Below are 20,977 nucleotides of genomic sequence, written 5' to 3'. Positions count from 1 at the left end.
AGGCATGCAGCAACTGAATCCATCCGAGATCAGTGACATCATCAAGAAGAGGATCGAAAAGCTCGATATCTCTTCCGAAGCCAAGAACGAAGGCACCATCCTGTCAGTTTCTGACGGTATCGTGCTGATCCACGGTCTTGCCGACGTTATGTACGGCGAGATGATCGAATTTGCCAACGGCACCTACGGCATGGCTCTGAACCTGGAGCGTGATTCCGTTGGTGCGGTTGTGCTGGGTGACTACGAAGACCTGGCCGAAGGCCAGAAAGTTCGTTGTACCGGTCGCATCCTGGAAGTTCCGGTTGGTCCGGAGCTGATGGGTCGTGTGGTCGACGGTCTGGGCAACCCGATCGACGGCAAGGGTGATCTGGGCACGTCCCTGACCTCCCCGGTCGAGAAGGTAGCACCTGGCGTTATCGCCCGTCAGTCCGTTGATGAGCCGGTTCAGACTGGTCTCAAGGCCATCGACACCATGGTGCCGATCGGTCGCGGTCAGCGGGAGCTGATCATCGGTGACCGTCAGATTGGTAAGACCGCCGTCGCCATCGACGCGATCATCAACCAGAAGAACACCGGCATCAAGTGTATCTACGTGGCCGTTGGCCAGAAGCAGTCTTCCATCGCTGCCGTGGTACGCAAGCTGGAAGAGCACGGTGCCATGGACCACACCATCGTGGTCGCCGCCGGTGCTGCTGATCCGGCATCCATGCAGTTCCTGGCGCCGTACTCCGGTACCTCCATGGGTGAGTACTTCCGGGACCGTGGCGAAGACGCCCTGATCATCTACGATGACCTGTCCAAGCAGGCCGTGGCCTATCGCCAGATTTCACTGCTGCTGCGTCGTCCGCCGGGCCGTGAAGCCTTCCCGGGTGACGTATTCTACCTGCACTCCCGTCTGCTGGAGCGTGCTTCCCGGGTTAACGCCGACTACGTTGAGCAACTGACCAACGGTGAAGTGAAAGGCCAGACCGGTTCCTTGACCGCCCTGCCGATCATCGAGACCCAGGCTGGTGACGTTTCCGCGTTCGTTCCGACCAACGTGATCTCCATCACCGACGGTCAGATCTTCCTGGAAACCAACCTGTTCAACTCCGGTATCCGTCCGGCAATGAACGCCGGTATCTCCGTATCCCGGGTTGGTGGTTCCGCTCAGACCAAGATCATGAAGAAGCTCGGCGGTAACATCCGCCTGGCCCTGGCCCAGTACCGGGAACTGGCGGCATTCGCCCAGTTCGCTTCCGACCTTGACGAAGCAACCCGTAAGCAGCTGGAGCACGGTCAGCGCGTTACCGAGCTGATGAAGCAGAACCAGTACAGCCCGATGACCGTTGCGGAAATGGGCACCGTACTGTTCGCAGCTAACGAAGGCTTCCTGGACGACGTCGATGTCGAGAAAGTGGTCAAGTTCGAAGCGCAGCTCCTGGACTGGATGCGCGCCGAACAGAAAGAACTGCTCGACAAGATCGGCGCTGAAGGGAACTACAACGACGATATTATCGCCGGCCTGAAAGCTGCTATGGAGAAATTCAAGACCACTCAAAGCTGGTAAATCCCCCTGGCCCGCCTTGTTGCGGGCCAAGTGGTTCACATGAGTGTCTAACTTGAAAAGGCAGTGACTTATGGCCGTCGGAAAAGAAATACGTAACCAGATCGGAAGCATCAAGAGCACGCAGAAGATCACCTCCGCCATGGAAATGGTGGCGGCGAGCAAGATGCGCAAGGCTCAGGAACGTATGCAGGCGACCCGCCCGTATGCGGAAAAGATGCGTCAGGTTATTGGGCATATCGCGCTGGCCAACCCGGAGTACCGTCACAGCTTCCTGATGGATCGTGAGGTTAACCGGGTCGGTTTCATCGTGATTTCCTCTGACCGGGGACTGTGTGGTGGCCTGAACAGCAACCTGTTCCGGCTGCTGGTCCGTGAAATGCGTGACTGGAAAAACAAAGGTGTCGAGTCCGACATCTGTGCAATCGGTCAGAAAGGCGCCTCGTTTTTCCGCAACTATGGCGGCAACGTTGTCGCGGCACTGACCCACCTGGGCGACAGCCCCAGCGCTGAACAGCTTATCGGTAACGTCAAGGTAATGCTGGACGCGTTCGAGGAAGGTCGTATCGACCGGCTGTACGTGGTGCACAACGAGTTTGTGAACACCATGACCCAGCAGCCAAAGGTGGAGCAGCTGCTGCCCCTGCCGCCGAGTGAAGACGAAGAGATCAGAAGCCAGTGGGATTATCTCTATGAGCCCGCCGCGGCTCCTATCCTGGATGGCCTTCTGCCACGTTACATCGAATCCCAGGTTTACCAGGGCGTGGTGGAAAATCTGGCCTGCGAACAGGCTGCCCGGATGATTGCCATGAAGAGCGCAACCGACAACGCCGGCAGCATTATCGATGAGCTCCAGCTGGCCTATAACAAGGCCCGTCAGGCAGCCATCACCCAGGAAATTTCGGAGATTGTGAGCGGCGCGGCTTCGGTCTGACCCGGCTCACGATCCAACTGGCTTTAGTGACTATTGAGATAACGAGGAACCGAGCATGAGTAGCGGACACATCGTTCAGATCATTGGCGCGGTTATCGACGTGGAATTTCCGCGTGACTCCGTACCCAACGTGTATGACGCACTGCTGCTTGAAGGTGGCGAAACAACTCTGGAAGTCCAGCAGCAGCTGGGTGACGGCATTGTTCGTACCATCGCCATGGGCAGCACCGAAGGCCTCAAGCGTGGCCTGAAAGCAGAAAACACCGGCAAGCCGATTTCCGTGCCGGTTGGTACCGCCACACTGGGCCGTATCATGGATGTTCTGGGTCGTCCCATTGACGAACAGGGCGACATCGGCGAAGAAGAGCGCTGGGGCATCCATCGCAAGGCACCGGGCTATGCCGACCAGGCAGCGTCCGCTGACCTGCTGGAAACCGGCATCAAGGTTATCGACCTGATCTGCCCGTTCGCCAAGGGTGGTAAGGTTGGCCTGTTCGGCGGCGCCGGCGTGGGCAAGACCGTAAACATGATGGAACTGATCAACAACATCGCGAAAGAGCACTCCGGTCTCTCCGTATTCGCGGGTGTTGGTGAGCGGACCCGGGAAGGTAACGACTTCTACTACGAAATGAAGGACTCCAACGTCCTTGATAAGGTAGCGATGGTTTACGGCCAGATGAACGAGCCCCCCGGAAACCGTCTGCGTGTAGCGCTGACCGGCCTGACCATGGCCGAGAAATTCCGTGACGAAGGTCGTGACGTACTGTTGTTCGTAGACAACATCTACCGTTACACCCTGGCCGGTACCGAGGTATCCGCACTGCTGGGCCGTATGCCTTCCGCGGTAGGTTACCAGCCGACCCTGGCCCAGGAGATGGGTGAGCTGCAGGAGCGGATCACCTCCACCAAGACCGGCTCCATCACCTCCATCCAGGCGGTATACGTACCGGCGGACGACCTGACTGACCCGTCTCCCGCCACCACGTTCTCCCACCTGGACGCAACCGTGGTACTGAGCCGTGACATCGCCTCCAAGGGTATCTACCCGGCGATTGATCCGCTGGACTCCACCTCCCGCCAGCTGGATCCGTTGGTGATCGGTGAAGAACACTACGAAGTGGCCCGTGGCGTGCAGACCAACCTGCAGCGCTACAAGGAACTGAAGGACATCATCGCCATCCTGGGTATGGACGAACTGTCAGAAGACGACAAGCTGACCGTTGCCCGTGCCCGTAAGATCGAGCGTTTCCTGTCCCAGCCGTTCCACGTTGCTGAGGTATTTACCGGTTCTCCCGGCAAGTACGTTTCCCTGAAGGAAACCATCAGCAGCTTCAAGGGCATTCTCAATGGTGACTACGACGACCTGCCCGAGCAGGCGTTCTATATGTGCGGTACCATTGAAGAAGCGGTCGAGAAAGCGAAGGAACTGAAGTCCAAGGGTGACAAGTAAGTCACCCACCCTTCGCTGACCGACCTGAGAGGCAACCGAGATGGCTATGACTGTACATTGTGACGTCGTAAGTGCCGAAGAAAAGATCTACTCCGGCCTGGTGGAGATGCTGATCGCCAACGGGTCTGAGGGTGAACTGGGTATCCAGCCTGGTCACGCTCCGCTGCTGACTGCACTGAAACCCGGACCTGTCCGGTTTTTCAAGCAGGGTGGCGAGGAAGAGATCGTCTACGTCTCAGGTGGCTACCTGGAGGTTCAGCCCTCCATTGTCACCCTGCTGGCTGACACCGCGGTCCGTGCCAAGGACGTGGATGAAGCCGCAGCGCTGGAAGCCCAGCGAGAGGCCGAGAAGGCACTGGCGAACAAGACTGGTGAGTTCGAGTACTCGCGCGCTGCTGCCGAACTGGCAGAGGCGGTGGCACAGCTCCGTACCCTGGAAAAGCTGCGCAAGAAAGTACGCTGATACCGCTCCCATGGAGTGGGCTCACCCCAGCCGCACTACCGTGGCAGCCTCGCCGGGTCGAACGACCCGGCCAGTGACTGTCACCGTGGATGCGGCTTTTTTCGTTAAGGCAACACCCGAACATACAGGATTCAGGAACCGGCCATGACAGCCCCCCTGCACGTGATCATCCTGGCCGCTGGCCAGGGCTCCCGCATGAAATCCAGCCTGCCCAAGGTGCTCCACCAGGTGGCCGGAAAACCCATGTTGCACCATGTGATGGATACCGCCCGCACCCTGGGAGCGGAGGGAATCCACGGGGTGATTGGCCATGGTGCCGACAGGGTAAAAGCGGTAACCCCGGCAGCAGACGTAAGCTGGGCGCTCCAGGAGCAACAGCTCGGTACCGGTCATGCCGTGGCCCAGGCCTTGCCGGCAGTGCCGGACGGAGCCGTCGTGCTGGTACTCTACGGCGATGTGCCCCTGATCAACCCGGAAACCCTGGTAGCGCTGGTGTCCCGGGTTGATGAGAACAGCCTCGGCCTGCTCACAGTCGACCTGGCGAACCCGGACGGTTATGGCCGCATCCTCCGTAATGATCAGGGCAAGGTGACCGCCATTGTGGAGCAGAAAGATGCCACGGATTCCCAGAAGGCAATCTGTGAGGTGAATACCGGCATCCTGGCGGTTTCCTCCGACCACCTGAAGCGCTGGTTACCGCAACTGTCCAACAGCAATGCCCAGGGCGAGTATTACCTGACGGATATCATCGCCATGGCAGCTGGCGAGGGTATGGCCATCGAAGTGGCCCAGCCTTCCCATGAGGAAGAAGTGCAGGGCGTCAACAATCGTCTCCAGTTGTCCGTCCTGGAGCGCTGGTATCAGCGTTGCGAGGCGGAGCGCCTGATGACGGAAGGGGCGACCCTGGCGGATCCGGCCCGCATCGATGTACGGGGTGATCTGACGGTAGGCCAGGACGTGCTGATCGATGTGAACGTGGTCTTCGAAGGCGACGTCGTTCTCGGTAACAACGTGTCCATCGGTCCGAACTGCGTCATCCGGGATGCCCGCCTTGCCGATAATGTCACCGTACACGCCAACTCGGTCATCGAGGGCGCTGAAGTGGCTGAGCAGTGCCAGGTCGGACCCTTTGCCCGGTTGCGCCCCGGCACCCGCCTTGCCCGTGCCGCCAAGGTGGGCAACTTTGTGGAAACCAAGAAGGCCGACGTGGGCGAGGGCAGCAAGATCAACCACCTGAGCTACGTGGGTGATGCCACCCTGGGCCGTAATGTGAACGTGGGTGCGGGTACCATCACCTGCAACTATGATGGGGTAAACAAGTTCCAGACGGTCCTTGGCGACAATGTGTTTGTTGGCTCCAATACCGCCCTGGTTGCCCCCGTCTCGGTAGCGGCAGAGGCGGTGATCGGTGCCGGCTCAACCATTACCACGGATGTCGCTGAAAAAGACCTGGCCGTGGCCCGTGGCCGCCAGAGAAACATCAAGGGCTGGAAGCGGCCTGAAAAGAAAGCCTGAGCTGGATTAACAACGGAAGCATCTTATGTGTGGCATTGTCGGAGCAGTCTCGCAACGGGACGTTGAAGGAATTCTGCTGGAAGGATTGCGTCGCCTGGAATACCGGGGCTACGACTCCGCCGGCCTGGCGACCCTGAACGGGGAAGGCAACATTCACCGGGCCCGCGAGCTCGGCAAGGTGGCAGCACTGGCTGAATCCATCGCCGCCCAGCCGTCACCGGGCTCTATCGGTATTGCCCACACCCGCTGGGCAACCCATGGCGAGCCGTCCCGGACCAATGCCCACCCCCACATGTCCGGCGAGCGCCTGGCCATTGTCCATAACGGCATTATCGAGAACTACCAGGAGCTGCGGGACGAGCTGCGGGCGGAAGGCTACGAGTTTACCTCCCAGACGGACACCGAGGTGGTCGCCCATCTGGTCGAAAAGCACTACCGTCAGGACCAGGACCTGTTCGAAGCCGTTCGCGCGGCGATCGGCCCGCTCCGCGGTGCCTATGCGCTGGCCGTCCTGCACGCGGATGAGCCGGACCACCTGGTGGTCTGCCGCGAAGGCAGCCCTCTCGTAGTCGGCGTGGGCATCGGCGAGAACTTCATCGCCTCCGATCAGTTGGCACTGCTGCCGGTGACTGACCGTTTCATGTTCCTTGAAGAGGGGGACATCGCCAATGTACGCCGGGACCGTGTCGATATCCTTGACCGGGAAGGGCAGGTCGTCGACAGGGAAATAACCCGTTTCGAACATGGCGCTGACGCAGCGGACAAGGGTGAATACCGCCACTACATGCTCAAGGAAATCCACGAGCAGCCGGCGGTCATCAAGGCCACCATGGAAGGCCGTCTCACCGACAGCCACGTGCTTGAGCAGGCCCTGGGCACCGACGCCGGGAAACTGCTGGAAAATGTCCGTCACGTCCAGATTATCGCCTGCGGTACCAGCTACCACGCCGGCATGGTGGCCCGTTACTGGATCGAGGAACTGGCGGGTGTTCCCTGCTCGGTGGAAGTGGCTTCCGAGTTTCGCTACCGCAAGCACGTGATCCAGCAGGACACCCTGTTCCTCTGCATCTCCCAGTCTGGCGAAACCGCCGATACCCTGGCGGCCCTGCGCCAGGCCAAGAAGGCGGGGTTCCGTGCTGCGCTGGCGATCTGCAACGTACCGGGCAGTTCGCTGGTGCGGGAATCCGACCTGGTGATCATGACTCAGGCCGGCCCTGAAATCGGCGTGGCCTCTACCAAGGCCTTTACCACCCAGCTCACTGCACTGCTGATCTTCACCCTGGCCCTGGCCCGTCACAACGGCCTGCTTGAAGAAAAGGAAACCGAGATCGTCCAGGCCCTGAAACTGGTACCTGGCCAGGTCGCCGATGTGCTCGCGCTGGACGAGGCCATTGCCGAGTTGAGCGAAGGCTTCGTGGACAAGAATCACAGCCTGTTCCTGGGCCGTGGCTCCCAGTTTCCGGTGGCCCTGGAAGGCGCCCTGAAACTGAAAGAAATTTCCTACATCCACGCCGAGGCCTACCCGGCCGGTGAGCTCAAGCACGGCCCCCTGGCGCTGGTGGACAGCGAAATGCCCGTGGTCACCGTTGCCCCCAACAATGACCTGGTGGAAAAGCTCAAATCCAATCTGGAAGAAGTCCGCGCCCGGGGCGGCGAGCTGTTCGTCTTCGCTGATCGCGATGCGGACGTGAAGTCCGAGGACGGCATCCACGTCATGCAGATCCCGTCAGTTCACCCGATCACGGCACCCATTGTCTTCACCGTCCCGCTGCAGCTGCTGTCCTACCACGTGGCTGTGCTGAAGGGCACGGATGTAGACCAGCCCAGGAACCTGGCGAAAAGTGTGACGGTGGAATAAGTCAGTGGTATAAATTTCGTAGGATGTGGGATCATAATATAGTTGGTAACTTAATAATAAAGTCGGTAACTTCGTAATAAAGTTGGTAACTACCGAGCGTTGTGGCAAAGTCGGGTCATTCTTCTCAGGAATCTAGGGAATGACCGACTATAAGCTCGACAACCGTGCCAAGAAGTGGATCAAAGAAGGGCGAGGCAAGGGAAGTGGTAAGGACTACCGCCCCTGGCTCACTGTCAGAGATTTACCCTCCCAAGGCCGTTCACATCGAGTAATGGGCCATCTGACTCAACGTACCCATCACTTTCTCTCTGACCTGGAGCTGGCGACTTTCTTGTTGCTTGAATGGAACTCAACGGTCAGTGACATCCGGGAGCAATTTCCCCTCCACGTAGAAGACACACTCCGCCTAGCTGAAGAAGCCAACATACGGCACCCGGAAATCGGTGGATATACACAAGTCATGTCCACCGATTTCGTTGTTGATTTCTCGGCCTCCTCCGGGGCACGGCGAATGGCCATTCAGGTTAAAAGCTCATCCGATCTAAAAGATTCAAGAACCATCGAGAAGCTGGAGCTTGAGCGCCGGTACTGGCAGCAGAAAGGCATCTCTTGGTGCCTGGTAACGGAAAAGCAGATCCCGGGAACCGTGGTGAAGAACCTGGAAACGCTCTATGCCGCCAGAGTACAAATTGACAGTCTGGATTCACTCTTCAATGGTCTCCCTGTATATCTGAACTTCCTAGGTGCTCATCCCAATACCAAACTCCCAGAAATAGCGATGTTAGTTGATCAGTCCTATTCTCTGGAGCCGGGCGCTACTCTTTCGCGACTGCGAGCCTTGATGGCTTTAAGGGCACTGACGTTCGATATTTCAATTCCCTGGAGTCAATTGGTGGCTGCAGATCTTCAGGTTGTTGAAGACATAGCATTATTGAGGGCAAGTCATGCTGCGAATCAATGATGTGGCTCAGGTAGGTGAAGAACGATACCGGGTGCTGACAATCTCTGGCAGCTTTTTCACTTGGATCAACATCGATTCAGCCAAAGCCTTTCCAGAAATGGTTACGTTAGCCAACATTGAACAGTGGGCGTTTGATGAATCTCTCAAGCGGGTAGAAGATCCTTTTTCGTATCTCGCGTCTATTGTAGTTCAGCAAGGGACAAAAGCGCAGAAAATACGCGACAACAGATACCAACTGATTGCGCCATTGCTTGTCAACGAGGACATCTATTATCGCAATGGCAGAGGTCCGTTGGTTCAAACCCGAAGTGAGCAAACCAGCACGCCGAGAAAAACGCTTTATAGGCATCTGAGACAGTACTGGCAGCGAGGATCGATACCTAACGCTCTGCTCCCTGATTACAGCAAGTCCGGCGCTAAAGGCCAGAAGAAAAATTCCAGCAAGAAACTGGGTCGCCCTCGAAAAACCTCCCCGGGGACCGGAACAACCGTTGATTCGGCCATTGAGCGGATGTTCCGAATCGTGATTGATCGACACTACGTTAACGATAAGGGGCACACGATGCCCTACGTCCACAGACGATTTACAGATATGTTCGAGACGGCAAATCCCGAAGTGCGTCAAGAAGATTATCCAACGGTTGTTCAACTTCGGTACTTCTACGAACGCGAGTACAAAAAAGCGGATCGGATTCGCTTGCGAGCCAACAGAATTTCCTACCAGAAAGACATTCGCCCTCTGACAGGTACCGCCACAGCGGGTGTTCTTGGACCAGGGTCTCGGTATGAGATCGACGCGACGATTGCCGATATTTACCTGCTATCCGCAGACCGCCAAAGTGTGATTGGCCGCCCGACGTTATACGTGGTGGTCGATGTATTCAGCCGTATGGTGGCTGGTTTTTATGTGGGGCTGGAAAACCCATCCTATGTGACGGCGATGAGTGCGCTGACGACCTCCATGTCTGACAAGACCCCGCTGTGTGGTCGATACGGACTGGAGATTATTGCTGACCAGTGGCCCACCGTCGGGATACCCGATGCAATCCTGGCAGATCGTGGGGAGTTGCTTGGCCATCAAATAGAGTCACTGGAAAAGGCTTTCGGCGTCCGGATCGAAAATACGCCGCCATACCGTGGTGATGCAAAAGGGATAGTCGAACGTTATTTCCGCACGTTGCAAGCCGAATTTAAACCGTTTGCACCGGGTGTAGTTACCGGTACCAGAGTCCGAAAACGTGGCGGTAAAGACTATCGTTTGGATGCAACGCTGACCCTGGATGACTTTACCCGGATCATGTTGGCCTCCATTCTGCACCGGAATCAGTACGCAGTGCTGCCGAAGTATGATCGTGATGCGGATATGCCCAATGATATGGCATTAACACCCCTCAACATTTGGAATTGGGGAATACAAAATCGGACTGGGCGATTGAGGACTGCTTCTGAAGAAGCTCTACGAATTGCTTTGCTGCCGAGGCAAAAGGCCTATTTGTCCGATTTGGGTGTGAGCTGTTTTGGTGCTTACTACACATCCAAGGAGTTATTGGCATCCGGTTGGCTGCATCGCAACGGAGAACGCAGGGTAACCAACTTATATGCCGCCTATGATCCAGCAGTCGCTGACAATATCTATCTTTTCCCCGAAGACGGCAGCTCGGAATACTGGGTGTGCTCTCTGACAGATCGTTCGCGCCAGTATCGAGATAAGTCGATGTGGGAACTGTGGGCCAGTCAGGAACAGCAGCGGCAAGCTGCCAGCACCGCAAAGGTTGCTGAAACTACAAGCAAGCGAAACCTTGAAAATCTGATCAGCCAAACAATCAAGGACGCTGAACGTTCACGTCCTACGGTCTTTAAACAATCCAAAGCAGAGACAGTCAGGGGTATACGCGACAGTCGAAAGCAGGAGCGGGATGCTCAGAGGATCGAACAAACGAAAGCACGGCAGCCTGACAAGACCAAACCAAAGTCTGAGGTAACCTACCTACAGGGTAAGCCGGATGACGGCGCTTTCCCTGACTTTATCGACGAGCTGTTTGGAGACGACGAATGACCCTACCCTCAGGCATGGTGAGTGCTGTTTACCAGGAAACGGGCGTTCCGAGCTACCAGGGAAACCCGTTCATCGAGGCGTTGCCACCTATCCTTGAGCGCAAGCAGCTTAGAGACGGGCTTGGCGGAAGCATAGAACTCCGACCGGCTGACATCTATCTCGATGGCGAGACCAGAATACATATTATCTCTCATCTTCTGGATGGCTTCTTTCAGCCGTTAGCGCGACACGTAGAACTGGAATCCAAGATCTCGATCATGCTGCGTCAGGGTTATGTTGGAAGAAACCTGGCCACCGGAGATCTCTCGACCCACATCCAGAATGGGTACGAGCGCATCATGCAGGGAAATTTGTCAGCATTCCGGTTTGACCATGTTGAATCGACAGCGAAAAGCCTGGCGTTTATCGGGTGTTCTGGTTCTGGAAAGACCAGTTCACTTAATCGAATTTTAGCAACCTACCCGCAGTTGATACACCACCCAGAGCATAACTTCACACAAATCGTATTTTTGAAAATTGACTGCCCGCACGATGGCTCCCTCAAGAGCCTGTGCCACAATTTTTTCCGGGAAATTGATTCCGTTTTAGCCACAAACTACGTCAAGCGCTACGCTGAAAAGCGTCATGGTGTAGAAACACTGATTGCCGTGATGTCGCATTTGGCAAATACCCACGCTATCGGGCTGTTGGTGATTGATGAGATTCAACATTTGAGTATTCGGGCATCAGGTGGTGCTGAAAAAATGTTAAATTTTTTCGTGACCTTGGTGAATGAAATCTCTATCCCGGTTGTAATGGTCGGCACACCAAAAGCCAGACCAATATTTGAAATGGACCTGCGCTCTGCACGTCGTGGCGCCGGGTTTGGCTCTATATTATGGGAGCCACTGGGAAAGCCAGCAGTTGGCGGAAATATACTGCGTACCGAATGGGGCGCGTTCACGAGCAAGCTCTGGAAATACCAGTGGCTGACTAAGGCCAGTGAGGAGATCGACGACGAAATAAGAGATCTGTGGTTTGATCTTTCTCAAGGCATCATGGACGTTGTGATCAAGTTGTTTGTGCTTTCACAAATACGTGCGGTGGTGACGGGTACGGAACGGATTACGGCCAACATTCTGAAAGCGGTCTATCAAGACGAGCTAAAACCAATTCATCCAATGATGGAAGCGTTGCGATCCGGCGACCCCAGCAAAATTGCCCGCTATTCTGATCTCACGATTCCTGATATTGATAAGAAGATCCTGGAGCTCAGTAATCTATTGGAATCGAGCAAAGGCCATATTCGAAAATCAGTTCGTTACGGTGGCAACGACCAGGCAATCAGGCTGCACAATATGCTGGTTGATATGGGCTACGAGTCGGATTTATTGGAACCCCTGATTGAGAGAGCGTTTGAGCAACACCCTGAATTACAAATAAAAGATCTGATGCCCCTCATCCTGAGCTGGTATCAGTTTTCAGAGCAGTCGTCACAGGCGAAAAAGCAACGGAAGCCCAAATCGATCAAGGCAAAAGACTGGCATACACTCGACTCAGATGATCTTCGGTTTATGCACTCTCAGGCCGCCAACGAGGAGCAGATGTTGGAGGCTGTTCAGCAATCCGGCTTGGTGTTTAAGACTGATCGGTGGCTAACTTCTGGCGAGTAGGCGATAAGTCCGTATGCTGAATTTTCCGAATCCCTACCCCGAAGAATTGCTATATAGCACATTAGCCAGGGCAGGTATTCGGCATGGGATTCTTAGCCCCAAGCAGTTGTTGGACGAAATCTATGGCAACCGCAAAGTTATAGCAACTTTGGATCTACCCAATCAGCTGGAAAAGGTTGTGCGCTGGTTGCCACAGGGCTATGACCTGGAAACCATAGCGTACCGGCACACCCTGTTCCCCTTGTATGCCCCGTTCATCCCCGAAGAGCGCCGCAAACGTTGTCTGAAATGGATATCTGGCGAATCTCAGGGTGCAGTCCACCTCGCGATGGGCGTGGCAGCTTCAATTGTGAAGGCGCCGGGCCACATTCGGTACTGCCCAGGGTGTCTCAAAGAGCAAAAACACTCTGTTGGCGAATATTTCTGGCAACGTGATTGGCAAGTGGCCGGGGTGGAGTGCTGTGAAAGGCATGGAGCGTTGCTGAATACTGCTTTTATCAGACCTCTGAAAGATCGCCACCGTTACCATGCAGCGTCGCCTGACGCATGCCCGTTGTTTCCCCAAAAGCCAGTTTGTGACGAATCAGTGAGGATTCTGGATCAAATCCGACAGCTACTGTTGCAAAGGCCGACTATTTCTCCGAGCTTTGAGCAGTGGACAGCTCATTACCGTTGCCTGGCTCGACAGTATGGCTTTATCCGCGGGCATTCCCAAATTGACCATAGCGCTATCCTTGAGGCCGTGTCAGTTAAATGGTCGTCAAAATTTTTTAGACGGTATGGATTGGGAATAGAAGGTCAAGCAGGCAATTTGTGGCTGCAGGCCATATTCCGAAAACACAGGAAATCTTTTAGTTACCTCCAGCACATCATTGTTCACGAAGCGCTGTTGCCGGAGTACTGGCGTATTGGTGATGTTATTGACTGTGTTAGGAATTTACCTGTGCAATCAGCGGTGGCGATACCTGCAAGAGCAAATGTTGAAGCCACACCTGATTTAACAGAAGATCAGCAGGAGTGGTTGAAAGCACTGGAGGAGTGGCCACCGAAAGCAGCGAGGGCTGCCAAGCCGGCGCTCTATGCAAGGCTGTACCGATCCGAACTACTTTGGCTGAAACAGGTAAATCGTGACCAACGACGAGCAAGAACAGTAAGCAGAAAGCCGCGAGTCGACTGGGAACAGCGGGATCAGCATTACTTGGTAAAATTGCGAGAAGTACTCCGGTTTATACGAGCAGGTACGTCTGGGCCCCGGCAGTCCCGAACCTACCTCCTGCAACGGTTGGGGAAGAGCTCTACCCTGGAAAAGAGACTCCACCTGTTACCGCGAACCAGGCGGCTTCTGTTGCGTTATTCTGAGAGCGTTGCTCAATATCAGGTGCGTCGGTTGCAGAACGCGTGGTACGAAACCCAGCAGAATTTTGACCACCCGCCACGTTGGCGATTGTTGCGTTGCGCCGGACTCAGTGAAGAACGACTTACCAATGAAGCACGGGACTATCTAAATGGCCTCGAAAAAAGCTCCACTGCGTATCAAGAGAATCAGGGATAACAGTCGGATTAAAGAAATCGGTTTAATGTATCGACGTGTGGGTGGCTCAGACTGGCGTATCAATATCAGTCTGGACCCAGGCCAGCACAAAAAGAATTTCGCTATTTCGCAGCTGACGGTGCTGGCCAGGCGACGGGTTTTGAATGCGACGGAGCATTTCAAGCCAGCCGGGTATCCAGCAACGGCACATGTAGACGATGCAACTACGTGGTCGCATCGCAGAATAAGTGAATGTCCGATCAAGAACGTCAGTGAGCAGGAAGATCAGGATCAGTGGTGTTTCAGTTTTGAATCCGAAGGTATCGAGTTTTTCTTGCCCCAAATAGAGCTGGCCCGTGTGCTCTTTTTTCACAGCGCCTACATGACCCGACTCGCGATGCTTCCCAATGGATTGAGCGAAGAATTCGATATCCAGTCGGGCGATGAGCCAGACACAACAGAAATTCATATCCTGCCTACCAGCACACTCCCGTTGAAAGCGCGAGGGGATCACGAACAGCGCAGAGTGTTGGCCTGGATCCTGCTGGATGAAGAAACTCGAAATTCCTTCAGCAGCATCGCCCAAAACCAATTAAAAGAGGGTGAAGAGTCAAATGGCCATAGACGTTGGAAGTTTCGATTTGATCCTCCGGCATTGGCAAACGTGGAGCTCACGATGCGGGGGCAGTTTCAAAAGGAATCGCGGACATTCTTTGTTTATGAGATCGACAGTGTTGAGAACTTGACCGTTCAGAGTTCTACAACGGTTGAGTTTTTTGATCCCAGGTTTGCAGAACAGCAGGCAAGTAAGGGCGCGGCTGCTCAGGGAGCCTCAGCGCCTGTAACTGAGCCACTGATTGATGACGATGAGCTGCCTTCGCTGGATTCGGAGGAATACATTCTTGATGTTCCACCGGTCAAACTTTCATTCTCCCAGCCGGTTATGACGACTCGCAAAGCCTATAATGGCCGTCGTCGTTCTGGTGCGGAAAAAAGTGAGGAAACAGAGAGCGAGACAGGTGACGACCAAACAGACGTCAGTACAGACGAGCCGACAATCCGGGGTCAGTTACCGGCTGCCGGGTTTGACGCCATTGACGATCAAAGTGATGATTTGCATTTGTACGCTCGTAAATTTGAGGCATTTTCCGCCATGGTTGAACTGTTGAAAACAAAGGAGTGTCGGCACGAGTTTGGGAGTATCAGAAAGTTGCCAGCACTTGCAGGCTACTCGAAACACTTGCTGGAGGATGGTAATCCGCGGTGCATAGCATTTCACCTTTTGACTAAACATGGCCAGAGCTATGCTCTTTTGGAGGTTGATACATCGGATAATAAAAACCGGCTGTCGACGTTGCTTTTAAAGCAACCTTCTCAGCGTTTCGATTGGCAGGCTGAGATAGCTACCATAGAGCAACGTTTACTAGAAAAATCATTGAATTGGCCATCCCCGCACCTCAATTTGGTGTTTTCTCGTCATCACGAACGCATTTCACATCCCAGAACGCCTTCGGGCAACAAAGGACTTTTAGAACCTGGCTCATTGCAACGTTGGGCAGACAGGGTACTAGCAAAGATGGCGTGAGGGTAATTAGTTATCGTGAAATCCTTTGGGCTAATGCGAGTCGACAAAATTTCTAAGCTGACCACTGAGCGGGTTGTCCGCCTTGCATGCCAGTATAAGAGGCTGGGAGAAGCCCTCGTCGGTAAGCGGTATAGCTATCAGCCCCTGGGCCACAGACGCGACACTGGCTGGAAGGATCGTGATCCCAATGCCCGCTCCAACAAAGCACAGTGTGCTTCCGATATCTGGCACCTCCAAAATACGACTGAGAGCAACTCCTGTTTTGTCGGCCAATGATTCCACTTGTCGCCTCAGGAACGTTCTTTGGGTAGCCGGTTGAAGCAAAAGTCGCTCTCCAGCGAGCTCCCTGAAACTGATTGATGATTTTTCCTGTAGCCTATGGCCCGGGTTCAGAACCACAAACAGCGGCTCATTTCCTAACCTGGAAACTGATAAGCCTGACAGGGCGTCTTCATCCAGATCTGCGCGGAGAACCGCAGCATCTAGTTTGCCAGCTTTCAGCGATGCGATATGAAAGAGGGCGTTCCCTTCGTGTAACTCCAGATTGAGCATCGGGCGATTTGCGAGTAAATCAGCCAAGGCTGAAGTGAGTGTTTTGGAGAAGATGGCGCTTGCCGAATAACCGACCCGCAATGTGCCTACCTCGCCGTGTGCAGCTTGCCGCGCAACATTGACGCTTCGGTGGGCTGCATTGAGTATTTTCAGGCTTTCCCCAAGAAAGGCTTCGCCTGCCTTCGTGAGGTGCACGCCCCGGGTGCTTCGCTCAAAAAGTGTAACATCCAGTGTGTCTTCCAGCTTTTTGATGCTTTGGCTCAGCGGCGGCTGGGTAATATGCAATCGTTCGGCAGCTTTCCGGAAGTTAAGCTCCTCTGCAACTGCAACAAAGTGCTTGATCTGTTTTAGCTCGACCATTTCATCCCTCTTTTGAGGTGAGAATACGTTGATTCCTGACCGGGTACTCTGTCAGGTCATGTATCACTGCGATACTAAATCCGACATTCAATTGTGCTCTGCTTGTGAGTAGCTTGTTCCGTTCCAGGCACGACGGAGTAAGCAATGCGTACCGTCTTGATGATAGGTTCGATCGGCTCATTTTTTAACCTGTACCAACTGCAGGCATTGTTTCCGCAGTTGGCAGACCGGTTCGGAACAACCGTTACGGAAGCTGGTTGGTTAAATATGGCATCGCTTCTGGGAATGATGATCACTGCACCGATAACTGGCGCAGCGACAAGACACTCCAATGCTTCAACTGTTCTGGTATTTGGTTTCCTGGCTTTAGCGGCATTTAATGCCTCGATCGCATGGACTACGAATCAATATTTGCTTTTCGTTGTTCGGTTTGCTCAGGGCGTTGTCATTCCATTTCTTTTGACGTCAACCATGAACCTGGTCTCTACTCAACCAGGGCGTTTCGTGCCACTGTACGTGACCGGAACGATTGTGGGCAGCACCTTCAGCCGGTTGTATCCTGGCTGGTCCGTTGATGCAATCGGCTGGGAGCTGGGGTTTCTAAGCTCCGCATGCCTCATGGCACTGTCTGCAATAGCTATTCACCTTTTGCTGAATGTGTCCGGTGCTGAATCAGCGGGCGGCCTGGAGCGGCATCAATCCCCAATGGCATATGCGAAACGTGCGTTTTCCGACAGCACGCTGCTCGTTGCATATCTTGCGGGATTTGCGTTGCTCTTCACACAAAGTGCGGTCTTCACGGTACTTGGTCTCTGGCTGTCTCAAGAGCCTTATTTTTGGGATTCCGAGCGGATTGGAACGCTCTATCTCGCATGCCTACCAGCCCTGTTTTTCGTCCTTGGTGCGCGTTTTTTCCGACGCTACGCGACTGAAGCGGTAATCACCGCTTCACTAATTTTGTTGATATGGGTTTCGCTTTGGATTATCGGCGAAACCGGCATATCTATCATTATTGGCGTTGCGCTGTTCGCCTCGGGAACCTACATGCTCCAGACAGTGACGACTCAACTGTTAAACAACTCGCGCCTCGTACCCGCCGGGGTCGCAACCGGAATATACCTCTCTTTTTACTATCTGGGCGGCGCTATTGGCGCAAGCCTCGCCGCTTACGTATTTGCGATATGGGGTTGGGGTGGAGTGATTATATGTATCGCGATGACTCAGGCATTCATCTTTTGTCTTGTTCTTTTTGTACGATATAGGCCCACCCGGTTGCCATGGAAGACAGGCTCCTGAAAGCATAGAGGTACGGGTGCTAATGGGGCGAATGACCGGGCATTTGTTTCTACCTCTTGACTCTCGTTTATTCTTCACCATAATCTACACCTAACGTAAGGTTTACAGGGAGTCCTGATGAGCATTGGCAATATGAAAATCGGAGAACTGGCGCGCAGGGCGAAAACCAGTCACCGAACCATCCATTACTACGAGCGCCTCGGGCTGATCAGCCCGGTTGCGCGAGAAGGGGCATCTCACCGACTGTACGAAGAAGAAGCCTACGAGCGGCTGGAAAAGATAACCGCACTAAAGCGTCTCGGCCTCTCGCTTGAAGAGATACAAGAGGTGATTGAGCTGTATTTTATGGATGCGGATACCCACCTCCAGGGCAAGAAAAAAGTTCTCGACATTCTGAACAACCAATTGCAGAAAGTTGATGAACAGATCGACGAGTTATCAACCTTCCGAAGTGACCTCATTCGTAACATCCGCCACATGGAGCGGCTTTACGACGAGGCAACGCCGAACAAGTCGGGCTGACGCCCGACGCAAACCTGAACGGGTAGTTTTGCCACAAACCTACAGCTAACGTAAGAAAGAGATATAAAGATGCTACGACATATCCTTCTCACATTTCTGCTTATGTCCAGTGCCATACTCGTGGTCGGACAACTCTATTTAACAATCCCGCTTACTGAAGAAATCGCTGCGGTATTTTCCGCCGAATTTGCGACGGCTGCATGGGCCGCCTCTGCGTTCGGCTTTGCCTACGCCATTGGTTTTCTGATCTGGGGGCCGTTGTCAGATCGACTGGGGCGACTGCAGATCCTAGTCGGCGGGCTCTTGGCGATGACTGTCGTTACGGGTTTGCTCGGCTTTGCCGACAACTTGGCCATGTTTTTAGCGGGTCGTGCGGCCCAGGGGTTTGTCGCATCAAGCTTCCCTCCGGTTGCGCTGTCTCTTGTGAGCGAAGTCTTGCCACAGCGTCGGCGTGCACTGGGGGTTTCCCTCATTAGCTTTGCGTTTCTGGCAGCGGCGCCGCTGGCACAGTTCGTTGCCGTCGGTCTGTCGATGACGCCAACGGTCTTCATGCTTGGCGTGTCACCATTTTACCTGATTTTGGCTGTGGGCTTGTTCCTCACGCTTCCAGCACATTCCAGCGGGGCGCCTATAGCGGCGCAGGCCAATTCGGGAAAAGGGCAAAGCGACGGTCTTTTCGGCAATCCATTGATTGTCGCCGGTTGGGGCGCGGCGCTAACCGTGTTATTCGGGTTTGTGATCTTCCAGGCTGGGACTGCGATGGGCATCGGTGGTGGTTTTGATCCGCAGGTTGTTCGCCTTGTGGGTTTGCCGCCGCTCGCGCTTTGCCTTTTGGCGGCACCCATTTCCCACCGCATTGGGGCGCCTGCGACGGCACGAGCCGGACTGTTGTTGTGCGCCGCCGGGCTTGCATTATCAGGGTTCGGTAGCGCTCTGACCCTGCTAGGGGCAGTACTGGTTTCCGGCGGTGTAGGCCTCGCGGTGCCGGGGCTCATTATTACCCTGTCCAGCGCCGCGTCTGACGCCAATCGGGGTCTGACGCTTTCGCTCTACACCTTCACATTATTCGTAGGTGCAAGCATAGCTTCGCCAGTCGCCACCGTGCTTGCTTCATCCGGTCCCGTATTGGTTTACGGTGTCCCCGCTCTGTTACTTGTGATCGGGGCTGCCGGGCTCACCCTGGCCCTAAGTCGTGTCACGCGACGCTCGGTCGGGATCACCTGAACCATTCACTAACCCATAAAAGGAACGATCATGAATATAACAAAGCAAGCTTCACCACTTTTGCTGTCGTTGCTCCCGGAAGACTTTACCCCGGTGAGCAAGTCGCGGGTCGAAATGGATGGCCGCCCGGTTATCCACTCCCGGGCTGAGCGAAGTGACGGCGTTCACAGTGGCCTTGGGGGCGAGCATATTTCCATCGTAGAGGGTGAAGATGGGACACTTCTGGGTTTCACGCGAATGACTCGTGAAATGGCACAACCAGCCACTCTACCATCGGAAGACGTCGCCCGTGATGTTGCCATGCGCTTTCTCGAACGCCATGCTCCGGATCTTTTGAATAAGCACGACATTCACTGGATCGCGCCCCATGATGAGACGATCACCGTTAACAACCGAGAGAGTGAGCAAACACTGACGCTGACTGGCATGAAAGTAAAGATGCGTTCGACGAAGCCGGATCAACTCTGGTTCTGGGTGATTGTCGGCCCGAATAAAGAGGTGATGGTGTTTGAACGGGATATTTTCTGGGTAACCATGCCTGGGCATAGACGAACTGAGAAGTGGCTGCACGACAGCTGGCTTGCGGAGAAACAACAGAATCCATCACCGGGCGAGCACTGAAAAGTCTGAAAAGCAACGTTCACATGGCCACAGTTTCGGTGGCTTCAGGTGTTGTTGCTTTTTGCTGCCCTCAGCTACCAGTATGCGGTCGGATACTGGTAGCTGGGGGTAGGACGAAATTGATCTGGTTGTGATCTAAGGAAAAATGATGGAAATACTACTTAGTGCTCGATGCGAGGCGGACGCCTAAGGTTATAAACAAACCGCCAAGACCTCGATTCACCCACTGCCCAACCTGTCTTTTTTTCCTGAAAAGTGCTCCCAGGCGCGCGCCAACCATAACCAAAACAGGATCAATGAAACCCGCAATGAGAATTATCAAACACCCATGTAGAAACAGCTGGGCACCGGAAGAGCCTGCTCCCTCAACAACAAACTGCGGCAAAAACGCTAGAAAAAAGATCGCCACCTTTGGGTTAAGTGCCGCAATTAACACGCCTTGCCAATAGACCGGATAGCTGTTTTTATTATTTGGCGCCTCATCTGACGCAGGCGAGTCTTCACGTGAAATCAACATTTTGACCCCAAGCCATATCAAATAAGCAGCACCTAGCCATTTAACAATTGAAAAGGCCAGAGCCGATGCTGCGAGAATTGCCGAGAGGCCAACGGCAGCCATGACGACATGCAGTCCACCGCCTGTCCAGGTACCAAACATCGCCGCAAAACCCTGTCGACGTCCATTGCGCAGGGTCTGCCCCAAAATGAAGGCACTTTCTGGCCCGGGGGAAAGGTTCAAAAGAACTGCCGCCGACAAAAATGTCACCCAGTGAATGTAGTTGCCCCCGCTAAACCGGACACCACCTCATTCGTTTGATGCCAGTTCCGCCCGGTACTCCCAGGGCGATTTC

Annotated in this window: 17 protein-coding genes; 15 read left to right on the top strand and 2 right to left on the bottom strand. The window is 54.5% G+C overall.

The features are described 5' to 3' along the window. Positions 1–4: 4 nt before the first annotated feature. The 11 genes from atpA to MLC59_RS05035 all read left to right on the top strand — a co-directional run bounded on the left by atpA (position 5) and on the right by MLC59_RS05035 (position 15,551). Positions 5–1,549, top strand: coding sequence for a F0F1 ATP synthase subunit alpha (atpA, locus tag MLC59_RS05085; RefSeq protein WP_248231537.1), 1,545 nt, complete (start codon positions 5–7; stop codon positions 1,547–1,549). A 70-nt stretch (positions 1,550–1,619) separates the two neighbouring features. Further along, a complete protein-coding gene (gene atpG / locus MLC59_RS05080; protein ID WP_248231533.1) occupies positions 1,620–2,480 on the top strand; it encodes a F0F1 ATP synthase subunit gamma in 861 nt (286 codons plus the stop codon). Positions 2,481–2,535: 55 nt separating this feature from the next. Continuing rightward, the gene (gene atpD / locus MLC59_RS05075; RefSeq protein WP_248231530.1) at positions 2,536–3,930 is read left to right on the top strand and encodes a F0F1 ATP synthase subunit beta; all 1,395 of its coding nucleotides are present in this window, start codon (positions 2,536–2,538) and stop codon (positions 3,928–3,930) included. A gap of 40 nt (positions 3,931–3,970) precedes the next feature. Beyond that, the gene (locus MLC59_RS05070; protein WP_248231529.1) at positions 3,971–4,393 is read left to right on the top strand and encodes a F0F1 ATP synthase subunit epsilon; all 423 of its coding nucleotides are present in this window, start codon (positions 3,971–3,973) and stop codon (positions 4,391–4,393) included. A gap of 144 nt (positions 4,394–4,537) precedes the next feature. Then, a complete protein-coding gene (gene glmU / locus MLC59_RS05065; RefSeq protein ID WP_248231527.1) occupies positions 4,538–5,908 on the top strand; it encodes a bifunctional UDP-N-acetylglucosamine diphosphorylase/glucosamine-1-phosphate N-acetyltransferase GlmU in 1,371 nt (456 codons plus the stop codon). Between the two features lie 25 nt (positions 5,909–5,933). Next, entirely contained in the window at positions 5,934–7,766 is a 1,833-nt protein-coding gene (gene glmS / locus MLC59_RS05060; RefSeq protein WP_248231525.1) for a glutamine--fructose-6-phosphate transaminase (isomerizing), read from the top strand. A gap of 139 nt (positions 7,767–7,905) precedes the next feature. After that, entirely contained in the window at positions 7,906–8,727 is an 822-nt protein-coding gene (locus MLC59_RS05055; RefSeq protein ID WP_248231521.1) for a TnsA endonuclease N-terminal domain-containing protein, read from the top strand. Next, positions 8,711–10,783 (top strand): DDE-type integrase/transposase/recombinase, encoded by a 2,073-nt coding sequence (locus MLC59_RS05050; protein WP_248231517.1) that lies wholly within the window; start codon positions 8,711–8,713, stop codon positions 10,781–10,783. The genes MLC59_RS05055 and MLC59_RS05050 overlap by 17 nt, the downstream gene beginning before the upstream one ends. Next, the gene (locus MLC59_RS05045; RefSeq protein WP_248231507.1) at positions 10,780–12,435 is read left to right on the top strand and encodes an AAA family ATPase; all 1,656 of its coding nucleotides are present in this window, start codon (positions 10,780–10,782) and stop codon (positions 12,433–12,435) included. The genes MLC59_RS05050 and MLC59_RS05045 overlap by 4 nt, the downstream gene beginning before the upstream one ends. A 13-nt stretch (positions 12,436–12,448) precedes the next feature. Continuing rightward, complete coding sequence (locus MLC59_RS05040) at positions 12,449–13,987, top strand: TnsD family Tn7-like transposition protein (protein ID WP_248231504.1); 1,539 nt, start codon at positions 12,449–12,451, stop codon at positions 13,985–13,987. Further along, complete coding sequence (locus tag MLC59_RS05035) at positions 13,941–15,551, top strand: Tn7-like element transposition protein TnsE (protein ID WP_248231502.1); 1,611 nt, start codon at positions 13,941–13,943, stop codon at positions 15,549–15,551. Before MLC59_RS05040 ends, MLC59_RS05035 begins: the two co-directional genes overlap by 47 nt. Positions 15,552–15,581: 30 nt before the next feature. Here MLC59_RS05035 and MLC59_RS05030 read toward each other — a convergent pair whose 3' ends face one another. Continuing rightward, on the bottom strand, positions 15,582–16,463 hold the full coding sequence (locus MLC59_RS05030) for a LysR family transcriptional regulator (RefSeq protein ID WP_248231489.1): 882 nt from the start codon (positions 16,461–16,463) through the stop codon (positions 15,582–15,584). Positions 16,464–16,607: 144 nt separating this feature from the next. Here MLC59_RS05030 and MLC59_RS05025 point away from each other — a divergent pair, with 144 nt between their 5' ends. The 4 genes from MLC59_RS05025 (at position 16,608) to MLC59_RS05010 (ending at position 20,126) form a co-directional block, all read left to right on the top strand. Continuing rightward, positions 16,608–17,759, top strand: coding sequence for an MFS transporter (locus MLC59_RS05025; protein ID WP_178974612.1), 1,152 nt, complete (start codon positions 16,608–16,610; stop codon positions 17,757–17,759). A 117-nt stretch (positions 17,760–17,876) separates the two neighbouring features. Next, a complete protein-coding gene (locus MLC59_RS05020; protein ID WP_218975797.1) occupies positions 17,877–18,281 on the top strand; it encodes a MerR family transcriptional regulator in 405 nt (134 codons plus the stop codon). Positions 18,282–18,350: 69 nt separating this feature from the next. After that, positions 18,351–19,505: an MFS transporter gene (locus MLC59_RS05015; protein WP_178974611.1), complete on the top strand. Its 1,155-nt coding sequence runs from the start codon at positions 18,351–18,353 to the stop codon at positions 19,503–19,505. Positions 19,506–19,535: 30 nt separating this feature from the next. Then, the gene (locus MLC59_RS05010) at positions 19,536–20,126 is read left to right on the top strand and encodes a hypothetical protein (RefSeq protein WP_248231487.1); all 591 of its coding nucleotides are present in this window, start codon (positions 19,536–19,538) and stop codon (positions 20,124–20,126) included. A 157-nt stretch (positions 20,127–20,283) separates the two neighbouring features. Here the strand turns inward: MLC59_RS05010 and MLC59_RS05005 are convergent, their stop codons facing one another. Further along, positions 20,284–20,892 carry a LysE family translocator gene (locus MLC59_RS05005; RefSeq protein ID WP_248231485.1) on the bottom strand — a complete coding sequence of 203 codons (609 nt, stop codon included), beginning with the start codon at positions 20,890–20,892 and terminating at the stop codon, positions 20,284–20,286. Positions 20,893–20,977: the final 85 nt, after the last annotated feature.

This window comes from Marinobacter bryozoorum, assembly GCF_023156245.1.
GTDB classification, from domain to species: Bacteria; Pseudomonadota; Gammaproteobacteria; order Pseudomonadales; family Oleiphilaceae; genus Marinobacter; species Marinobacter bryozoorum.
Note: the sequence above shows the minus strand (reverse complement) of the source record. Positions and strands in the feature narration are given on the sequence as shown.

Excerpts from the sequence above, each read along its gene's own strand:
- MLC59_RS05050 (WP_248231517.1), top strand. The coding sequence starts at position 8,711 with ATGCTGCGAATCAATGATGTGGCTCAGGTAGGTGAAGAACGATACCGG.
- MLC59_RS05010 (WP_248231487.1), top strand. The coding sequence starts at position 19,536 with ATGAATATAACAAAGCAAGCTTCACCACTTTTGCTGTCGTTGCTCCCG.
- MLC59_RS05015 (WP_178974611.1), top strand. The coding sequence starts at position 18,351 with ATGCTACGACATATCCTTCTCACATTTCTGCTTATGTCCAGTGCCATA.
- MLC59_RS05030 (WP_248231489.1), bottom strand. The coding sequence starts at position 16,463 with ATGGTCGAGCTAAAACAGATCAAGCACTTTGTTGCAGTTGCAGAGGAG.
- glmU (WP_248231527.1), top strand. The coding sequence starts at position 4,538 with ATGACAGCCCCCCTGCACGTGATCATCCTGGCCGCTGGCCAGGGCTCC.
- MLC59_RS05055 (WP_248231521.1), top strand. The coding sequence starts at position 7,906 with ATGACCGACTATAAGCTCGACAACCGTGCCAAGAAGTGGATCAAAGAA.
- MLC59_RS05020 (WP_218975797.1), top strand. The coding sequence starts at position 17,877 with ATGAGCATTGGCAATATGAAAATCGGAGAACTGGCGCGCAGGGCGAAA.
- MLC59_RS05040 (WP_248231504.1), top strand. The coding sequence starts at position 12,449 with ATGCTGAATTTTCCGAATCCCTACCCCGAAGAATTGCTATATAGCACA.
- MLC59_RS05025 (WP_178974612.1), top strand. The coding sequence starts at position 16,608 with ATGCGTACCGTCTTGATGATAGGTTCGATCGGCTCATTTTTTAACCTG.
- MLC59_RS05045 (WP_248231507.1), top strand. The coding sequence starts at position 10,780 with ATGACCCTACCCTCAGGCATGGTGAGTGCTGTTTACCAGGAAACGGGC.
- atpG (WP_248231533.1), top strand. The coding sequence starts at position 1,620 with ATGGCCGTCGGAAAAGAAATACGTAACCAGATCGGAAGCATCAAGAGC.
- glmS (WP_248231525.1), top strand. The coding sequence starts at position 5,934 with ATGTGTGGCATTGTCGGAGCAGTCTCGCAACGGGACGTTGAAGGAATT.
- atpA (WP_248231537.1), top strand. The coding sequence starts at position 5 with ATGCAGCAACTGAATCCATCCGAGATCAGTGACATCATCAAGAAGAGG.
- atpD (WP_248231530.1), top strand. The coding sequence starts at position 2,536 with ATGAGTAGCGGACACATCGTTCAGATCATTGGCGCGGTTATCGACGTG.
- MLC59_RS05070 (WP_248231529.1), top strand. The coding sequence starts at position 3,971 with ATGGCTATGACTGTACATTGTGACGTCGTAAGTGCCGAAGAAAAGATC.
- MLC59_RS05035 (WP_248231502.1), top strand. The coding sequence starts at position 13,941 with ATGGCCTCGAAAAAAGCTCCACTGCGTATCAAGAGAATCAGGGATAAC.